The organism is Cedecea sp. B1(4) (genome assembly GCF_059414925.1).
This window is the reverse complement of record NZ_JCAHMZ010000007.1, coordinates 375,503-383,223: the sequence shown is the minus strand read 5'-3', so window position 1 is coordinate 383,223 and position 7,721 is coordinate 375,503. Positions and strand designations below refer to the sequence as shown.

8 protein-coding genes are annotated in these 7,721 nt (G+C 54.4%); 3 read left to right on the top strand and 5 right to left on the bottom strand.

The annotated features are described in order from the left end of the window. The 3 genes from ACR6JA_RS17060 to mdtD all read left to right on the top strand — a co-directional run. The coding region (locus tag ACR6JA_RS17060; protein WP_494599142.1) for a hypothetical protein at positions 1-181 on the top strand (181 nt) is incomplete at its 5' end. A 25-nt stretch (positions 182-206) separates the two neighbouring features. Next, positions 207-905: a FadR/GntR family transcriptional regulator gene (locus tag ACR6JA_RS17055; protein ID WP_494494242.1), complete on the top strand. Its 699-nt coding sequence runs from the start codon at positions 207-209 to the stop codon at positions 903-905. A gap of 30 nt (positions 906-935) precedes the next feature. After that, entirely contained in the window at positions 936-2,330 is a 1,395-nt protein-coding gene (gene mdtD, locus ACR6JA_RS17050) for a multidrug transporter subunit MdtD (RefSeq protein WP_494494241.1), read from the top strand. On the opposite strand, the gene rbsR is transcribed toward mdtD, so the two are convergent. The 5 genes from rbsR to rbsA all read right to left on the bottom strand — a co-directional run bounded on the left by rbsR (position 2,327) and on the right by rbsA (position 7,712). Further along, entirely contained in the window at positions 2,327-3,319 is a 993-nt protein-coding gene (rbsR, locus tag ACR6JA_RS17045) for a ribose operon transcriptional repressor RbsR (RefSeq protein ID WP_213713428.1), read from the bottom strand. The two genes, mdtD and rbsR, sit on opposite strands and share 4 nt — an antisense overlap. Positions 3,320-3,322: 3 nt before the next feature. Beyond that, positions 3,323-4,252, bottom strand: a complete 930-nt coding sequence (gene rbsK, locus ACR6JA_RS17040; RefSeq protein WP_213713430.1) for a ribokinase — start codon at positions 4,250-4,252, stop codon at positions 3,323-3,325. Between the two features lie 68 nt (positions 4,253-4,320). Next, on the bottom strand, positions 4,321-5,208 hold the full coding sequence (rbsB, locus tag ACR6JA_RS17035; protein ID WP_213713432.1) for a ribose ABC transporter substrate-binding protein RbsB: 888 nt from the start codon (positions 5,206-5,208) through the stop codon (positions 4,321-4,323). Between the two features lie 27 nt (positions 5,209-5,235). Next, complete coding sequence (gene rbsC / locus ACR6JA_RS17030) at positions 5,236-6,201, bottom strand: ribose ABC transporter permease (protein WP_008457775.1); 966 nt, start codon at positions 6,199-6,201, stop codon at positions 5,236-5,238. After that, positions 6,198-7,712: a ribose ABC transporter ATP-binding protein RbsA gene (gene rbsA, locus ACR6JA_RS17025; RefSeq protein WP_213713434.1), complete on the bottom strand. Its 1,515-nt coding sequence runs from the start codon at positions 7,710-7,712 to the stop codon at positions 6,198-6,200. The genes rbsC and rbsA overlap by 4 nt, the downstream gene beginning before the upstream one ends. Positions 7,713-7,721: the final 9 nt, after the last annotated feature.

The following is a 7,721-nucleotide window of genomic DNA, read 5'->3' as shown; positions in this document are numbered from 1 at the left end:
AGCCGCTTCGCCGTGTCAGTGGAGGCGCATTATAGGGAGTTCTCAGAGCCTGACAACCCCTAATTTGAAAAAACTTTCTGACCGCATTCTTTTTCACCAATGGCGCGCAGAAAGCCAGCAAATCAGGGATATTTGCTGCATAAATCACCGCAAAATCACCGCCGATGGCATACTAGGGTAAGAAATACAGCTAAAGGAATTGCGTCATGTCTTTATCCACTCAACAACTCGCAGCCCAAAAAAACCTTTCTTATGTGCTGGCAGAGAAAATAGCCCAGCGAATTCTCAAGGGCGAATATGCGGCAGGCAGCATTCTTCCAGGCGAGATGGAACTGGGTGATCTTTTTGGCGTCAGCCGGACAGCCGTTCGTGAAGCCGTCAAGACGCTAGCCGCTAAAGGCATGCTGTTGCCTCGCCCAAGGATTGGCACTCGCGTCATGCCCCGCAGCCACTGGAACTTCCTTGATAAAGAACTGATAGCCTGGTGGATGACCAAAGATAACTTCAGTCATGTAGTAGAAGAGTTTTTGATTATGCGTAATAGCCTGGAGCCACAGGCCTGCGCATTAGCCGCTATTAATAGTAATGAGCAGCAGCGAACCAGGCTTACTCAACTGATGGCGCAAATGACAGAACTGCAGACAGACTTTGACCGTCAGCAGTGGATTGAGGTGGATATGGCCTACCACGAACTCATCTATGAAATGAGTGGTAACCCTTTCATGACATCTTTCGCGAACTTATTCAGATCGATTTATTACAATTACTTCACCGCGATTACCGATAACGAAGTCATTAAGCTCGATTTGCATCAGGCGATTGTGGATGCCATTGCTAAGGGAGAGAGGCAGGCCGCTTTTAACGCCTGCCTGGCGCTATTAAAGGAACCCGTCACTCATCGGTAGTCTAAAGCGCACATAACCTTCAGGATAATAATGACGAAAACAGCACGCAGCATGGCCGGCCTGCCGTGGATAGCCGCAATGGCTTTCTTTATGCAGGCTTTGGATGCCACCATCCTTAACACCGCGCTACCGGCAATAGCCCATAGCCTGAATCGCTCCCCGCTGGCCATGCAGGCTGCCATTATTAGCTACACCTTAACCGTCGCTATGCTTATCCCGGTAAGCGGTTGGTTAGCAGACCGCTTCGGCACACGCCGCGTATTTATGCTGGCCGTTAGCCTGTTCACTCTCGGCTCCTTTGCCTGCGCCATGTCAGGGTCTTTAACCGAGCTGGTCATCTTTCGCGTGATTCAGGGAATTGGCGGCGCAATGATGATGCCGGTTGCGCGTCTGGCATTACTTCGGGCTTACCCACGCAGCGAGCTGTTGCCTGTACTCAACTTTGTCACCATGCCCGGTCTGGTCGGCCCCATAATAGGCCCACTGCTCGGCGGCGTTCTGGTCACCTGGGCAAGCTGGCACTGGATATTTTTAATCAATATTCCGATTGGCATTCTGGGCCTGCTGTATGCCCGCAAGTACATGCCCAACTTCACCACGCCGAAGCGCGGGTTTGATATGAGCGGCTTCTTGCTATTTGGCGCGGGCCTGGTGCTGATCTCCAGCGGGGTTGAGCTATTTGGCGAGCGGATTGTCGCCAGCTATATAGGCATGTTATTGATTCTGAGCGGGATTTTACTGCTGCTGGCTTATGTCTGGCATGCCCGCCGCGTTCCAACGCCGCTTATTCCCCTGCCTCTCTTTAAGACGCGTACCTTCTCCGTTGGCATAGTCGGCAATATAGCCTCACGCCTCGGCACCGGCTGCGTGCCTTTTTTAATGCCGCTTATGCTGCAGGTGGGGTTTGGCTATTCAGCATTATTGGCTGGCTGCATGATGGCACCTACGGCGGTCGGTTCGCTACTGGCTAAATCGACCGTCACGCAGGTGCTGCGCTGGCTGGGCTATCGTAAAACGCTGGTCGGGATCACTTTGGTCATCGGCCTGCTGATTGCCCAGTTCTCGCTGCAGTCACCGGGCATGGAAGTCTGGCTGCTGATCCTGCCCCTCTTTATATTAGGGATGGCAATGTCGACGCAGTTTACGGCCATGAACACCATCACCCTTGCGGACCTGACGGATGAAAACGCCAGCAGCGGCAACAGCGTGCTGGCCGTAACTCAGCAGCTTTCAATTAGCCTTGGGGTTGCCGTTAGTGCCGCAGTGCTTAGAGCATGGGAAGGAATAGACAGCGTCAATACCATCGAGCAATTCCACTACACCCTGTTGACGATGGGCGCGATAACGCTGGTCTCATCGGCGGTATTTTTGCTACTGCGCTCCAAAGACGGGCGCAACTTAATAAAAGAACGTCACAAACCTTAAACGGAACTTCGCTCCACCAGCTCTGGCGTCAGCAGTAACCGTTGCTGCGCCAGGTCTGGTTGCCCCATTCGGTGGATCAGCACATCCACGGCCAATTCGCCGAGCTCATCTTTGGGCTGGTGAATCGTCGTCAGCGGCGGCGTCATATAGCGTGCAAGCTCAATATCATCGTAGCCAATCACCGCCATATCCTGCGGAATGCTAAGACCAGCCTGATATAAAGCATGGTAGGCCCCAACGGCCATAGCGTCATTCCCCATGAATACAGCGTCCGGCCTGTCCGCCAGGGTAAGCAGTTCGCTCATGGCGCTAAACCCGCCCTGAAACTCGAAGTCGCCAATAATTTCATAGCCTGGATGAATAGCCAGCCCGGCCTGAGCCATAGCTTTGCGGTAGCCTTCAAGGCGCAGTCTGGCAGGCGTTTTATCCTGCGGCCCGGCGATGCAGGCAATACGGGTATAGCCGTTGTCGATCAAGTGCTGTGTCGCCATTTCTCCGCCGAGCAGCGAGTTATCCTGAATCACATCGCTCTGCCCCTCAAACGGAGCCCAGTCCATCATTACTGTCGGGATAGTCGGGTAGCGGTTGATGATTTCAGGCGAAGGCTGATGCGTTTCGGTGCACAACAACAGTAATCCATCGACGCGCTTTTGCAGCAGCGTTTCCAGATTTCGGTTCATGCGGTGCTCATCGCCTTCGGTGTTACACAGTACCAGGCTGTAGCCGCGCTCAAAGCAGCTGCGTTCCACGCCTCGAACCAGCTCGGAATAGAAGGGGTTACTACTCGCGGTGATCAGCATACCGATGGTATGCGTTTGATTAAGCTTAAGGCTGCGAGCCAACGCAGAAGGCGCATAGTTCAGCGTTTTTACCGCTGCCTCAACCTTCTGGCGGATGGTGTCGCTAACAAAGCGATCGTTATTAATGACGTGGGAAACGGTAGAAGTCGAAACCCCCGCCAGGCGGGCGACGTCTTTCATGGTAGCCATGACTTACCTCTGCTGCTGCAGGAACTCATCTATTTCCTTGCGCCACGGCACGGAAGGCTGAGCGCCTTTTCGCGTCACGGCAATTGCGGCGGCAGCGTGAGCAAATCGCACGGCATCTTCCATCGACTTATCTTCCAGCAATGCAGTCACCAGCGCACCGTTAAAAGTGTCGCCAGCAGCGATAGTATCGACAGCTTTTACCTTAAAGCCCGGCACTCGTTTGCCGTGACCTTTTTCGCTTAGCCATACACCACGGCTGCCGAGCGTGATAATCACCGTTTCGATTCCCTTACCGTGCAGCACTTCAGCAGCTTTGGCAGCATCTGCATCATTCTCAACCCGCACGCCAGTCAACTTTTCTGCTTCCGTTTCGTTCGGAGTGATCATATCTAACAGAGACAGAAGCTCATCAGAGAGTTCACAGGCCGGGGCCGGGTTTAGAATCACTTTGGTCTGGTGCTGATGGGCAATTTTCGCCGCAGCCAGAACGCTCTCAAGCGGGGATTCCAGCTGCATTAATAACGCCGAAGCATCAGAAATTTTCTGCTGCTGTGCTTCCACCAGCTTGGGAGTCAAAGCGGCGTTCGCGCCAGCGTGAATGCCGATCACGTTTTCACCTGCGCCATTGACAAAAATCAGTGCCACGCCGGTCGCTTCATCTTTAATGGTACTGATTGGCGAAGTATCAATATTATCGCTGGCAAGCTGCTTACAAACGCGGCCACCGGTATCGTCATCGCCCACACAGGCAATAAACGCAATGTCTGCTCCACTGCGCCCTGCCGCAACGGCCTGGTTCGCACCTTTACCGCCGAACGCCACCTGATACCCCTGCCCGGTGACGGTTTCACCCGGCGTTGGGAAATGTTCGAGGTTGAGGATATGGTCAGCATTGATGCTGCCAAGAACGACGAGTTTGCCTGTGCTTTTCATATCTTAATATCCAGTTTGAGTGCGCCGCTCATGCCTGAGCGGCGCGTTGCCCTGCTTTTCTTTAATTCTTATTTGGTGATCAGTTTCAAATCAACCGGGATTTTCGCATCCACTTTCTCGCCTTTCAGCACTTTATCAGCGGTTTCCACACCGATAACGCCGATCTGGTCAGCCATCTGAGCCACTGTCGCGCCCAGTTTGCCGCCTTCAACCGCTTTCACGCCGTCAGCCGTACCATCGAAACCGACGACCAGCACATCAGATTTACCCGCAGTTTGCAGCGCACGCAGGGCACCCAATGCCATTTCGTCGTTCTGAGCAAACACAGCCTGAACGTTAGGGTGTGCAGTCAGCAGGTTCTGCATAACGTTCAGACCTTTAGTACGATCGAAGTCAGCTGGCTGGCTGGCTAGCACGTCAAATTTATGTGCCGCAACAGCCTGTTTGAAACCTTCACCACGTTCACGGGCTGCGGAAGCACCAGCAATACCCTGCAGTTCAATGACTTTCGCGCCGTCGCCCAGTTTCTTAGCGATGTAATTACCGGCCATTTTGCCGCCAGCAACGTTATCAGAAGCAATGTGGCTCACCACGGTCCCCTGGTTTGCCATACGGTCGAGAGTGATCACCGGGATTTTAGCCTGGTTTGCCATCTTAACGGCATTGCCCACCGCGTCGGAATCCGTTGGGTTAATCAGCATTAATTTGGTGCCGCGAACCGTTAAGTCCTGCACGTTGGCCAGCTCTTTTGCCGGGTTGTTTTGTGAATCCAACACCACCAGGTTGTAGCCCAGCTTGTCGGCTTCTTTCTGCGCGCCATCTTTCAGCGACACGAAGAACGGGTTATTCAGGGTAGACACCACCAGCGCGATGGTGTCTTTTGCCATGGCGTTTGCGCTTACGGTGGCGCTCAGGGCGACAGCGGAAACCAGGGTAGCCAGTTTTTTCATGTTCATAGTCAGATGTCCTGTAGGGTTATGGTTTTACTGCTTTTTATTGTCCACCAGCACCGCCAGCAAAATTACCACCGCTTTGACGATCATCTGGTAATAAGAAGAAACACCTAATAAATTCAGACCGTTGTTCAGGAAGCCGAGGATCAATGCCCCGATCAGCGTGCCGACAATCCGGCCTTTACCGCCCGCCAGGCTGGTACCGCCCAGCACAACCGCCGCGATAGCATCCAGTTCATATCCCGCACCCGCCGTTGGCTGCGCAGAGGAAAGACGTGCTACTTCGATGATCCCGGCCAGCGACGCCAGCAGACCACACAGAGAGTAGACGATGATTTTCACTTTGTTGACGCTAATACCTGACAGGCGCGTTGCCGCTTCGTTGCCGCCGAGCGCATAGATGTAACGCCCCAGGCGAGTATGGTGCAGCATGTACCACGCGGCCAGGAAGACAATCGCCATGATCCAGACCGGCGTTGGGATCCCCAGCGGGCGGCCAATACCGAACCAGCCAAACAGATCAGCATTGTCTGAGAAGCCGGTATTCATCGGGCTGCCGTTGGTGTAAACCAGCGTTACCCCGCGTAGCAGCAGCATCATGACCAGGGTGGCAATAAAGGCCTGAACCCGCCCTTTCGCTACAATCACCCCCGTTACGGCACCAATGGCAGCCCCAAGAGCTAGCGCAGCGGCAACGGCCACCAGCGCATTGACCTCAAAGCCCACAATCGAGGCCGCCACCGCCCCGGTCAACGCCAGAAGAGAACCGACGGACAGGTCGATCCCGGAGGTCAGAATGACCAGCGTCATCCCCACCGCCATAATGGCGTTCACCGACGTTTGCTGCAGGATGTTGAACAGGTTATTCACGGTAAAGAAGTTCGGGCTCAGGGCCGAGACAATCGCAATCAGCACCAGCAGAGCGATCAGCGATTTTTGCTCCATCAGCCACGCTTTGGTGAACCAGCGACGGGTGGACACGGTCTGGGTACTCATTTATCTAACTCCTGATTCACTCGATTAAGCTTACCAACGGCCGCGGCCATCAGCGCCTCCTGGGTGGCTTCTTCACGGGAGAACTCCCCGCTCAGTCGCCCTTCGTGAATAACCATAATGCGGTCGCTCATGCCCAGCACTTCCGGCATCTCGGACGACACAAGGATGATGCTCAACCCTTCGGCTTTAAACTGGTTAATTAACTGATAAATTTCTTTTTTCGCCCCAACGTCGACGCCACGAGTTGGCTCGTCGAGGATCAGCACTTTCGGGCGGGTCATCAGGCCGCGCGCAATGGCGACTTTCTGTTGGTTACCGCCGGACAGCAGGCCAATTGGCTGTTCCATGGAAGGCGTTTTGACGTTGAACAGGCGAATAAAGTCCTGCACCGCCTGCTGCTCATCTTTATGCTTCAGGCTGCCAGCCCCGCGACTGAAATAACGCAGCGCGGTCAACGACATGTTCTCCTTCACCGACATCCCCAGAACCAGCCCATCACGCTTGCGGTCTTCAGAGATATAAACGATGCCATTAGCCAACCCATCCTGCGGAGAGCGAGTCACTACTTCACGGCCATCCAGCGCCACATAACCACCGCTTCTCGGCAGCGCGCCATAAAGTACTTTCATCAATTCGGTACGCCCGGCACCCATCAGCCCGGCAACGCCGAGGATTTCGCCTTTACGCAGAGTGAAAGAAACCGCCTTCACGCCGGGGCCGGATACGTCATCGACCCGCAGGCGAATATCGCCGGGCTGTTTGTCCAGATGCGGATACTGGTCTTCCAGCTTGCGGCCAACCATCATTTCGATCAGGGTATCTTCGGTAAGCGTGGAGACTTCGCGCTCGGCAATAAACTGCCCGTCACGCAGCACTGTCACGTCATCGCACACCTCAAAAATCTCTTTCATACGGTGGGAGATATAAACGATGCCGCAGCCCTGAGCCTTCAGCTCACGGATAACGCGGAACAGCGACTCGGTTTCCGTGTCGGTCAGCGCATCGGTCGGTTCATCCATGATGATGACTTTGGACTCAAAGCTCAGCACCTTGGCAATCTCAACCATTTGCTGATCGCCAATCGACAGCTCGCCCACCAGACGCTCGCTGGTGTAGCGTAAATTCAGCTTCGCCAGCAGCTTGTCGGCTTCACGGTACATCTTCTTCCAGTCAATGTTGCCAAAATGCCCGACAAACTCGCGGCCAAGGAAGATGTTCTCCGCAATGCTGAGCTGCGGGATCAGGTTGAGTTCCTGGTGGATAATCCCGATACCGGCTTCCTGAGACGCTTTTGGCCCGCTAAAGGCGGTTTCTTTTCCCAGCCACAGCAGCGAACCGGCATCTTTGGTGTAGATCCCGGTCAGGACTTTCATCATCGTGGATTTGCCGGCGCCGTTCTCACCCACCAGCGCCATTGCGCGGCCCGGGTAAACGTTCAACGCCGCGCCAGACAGGGCTTTCACCCCTGGGAACGATTTATCGATCCCTTTAAGTTGCAGTAAGGGTTCCATGCTGACCTC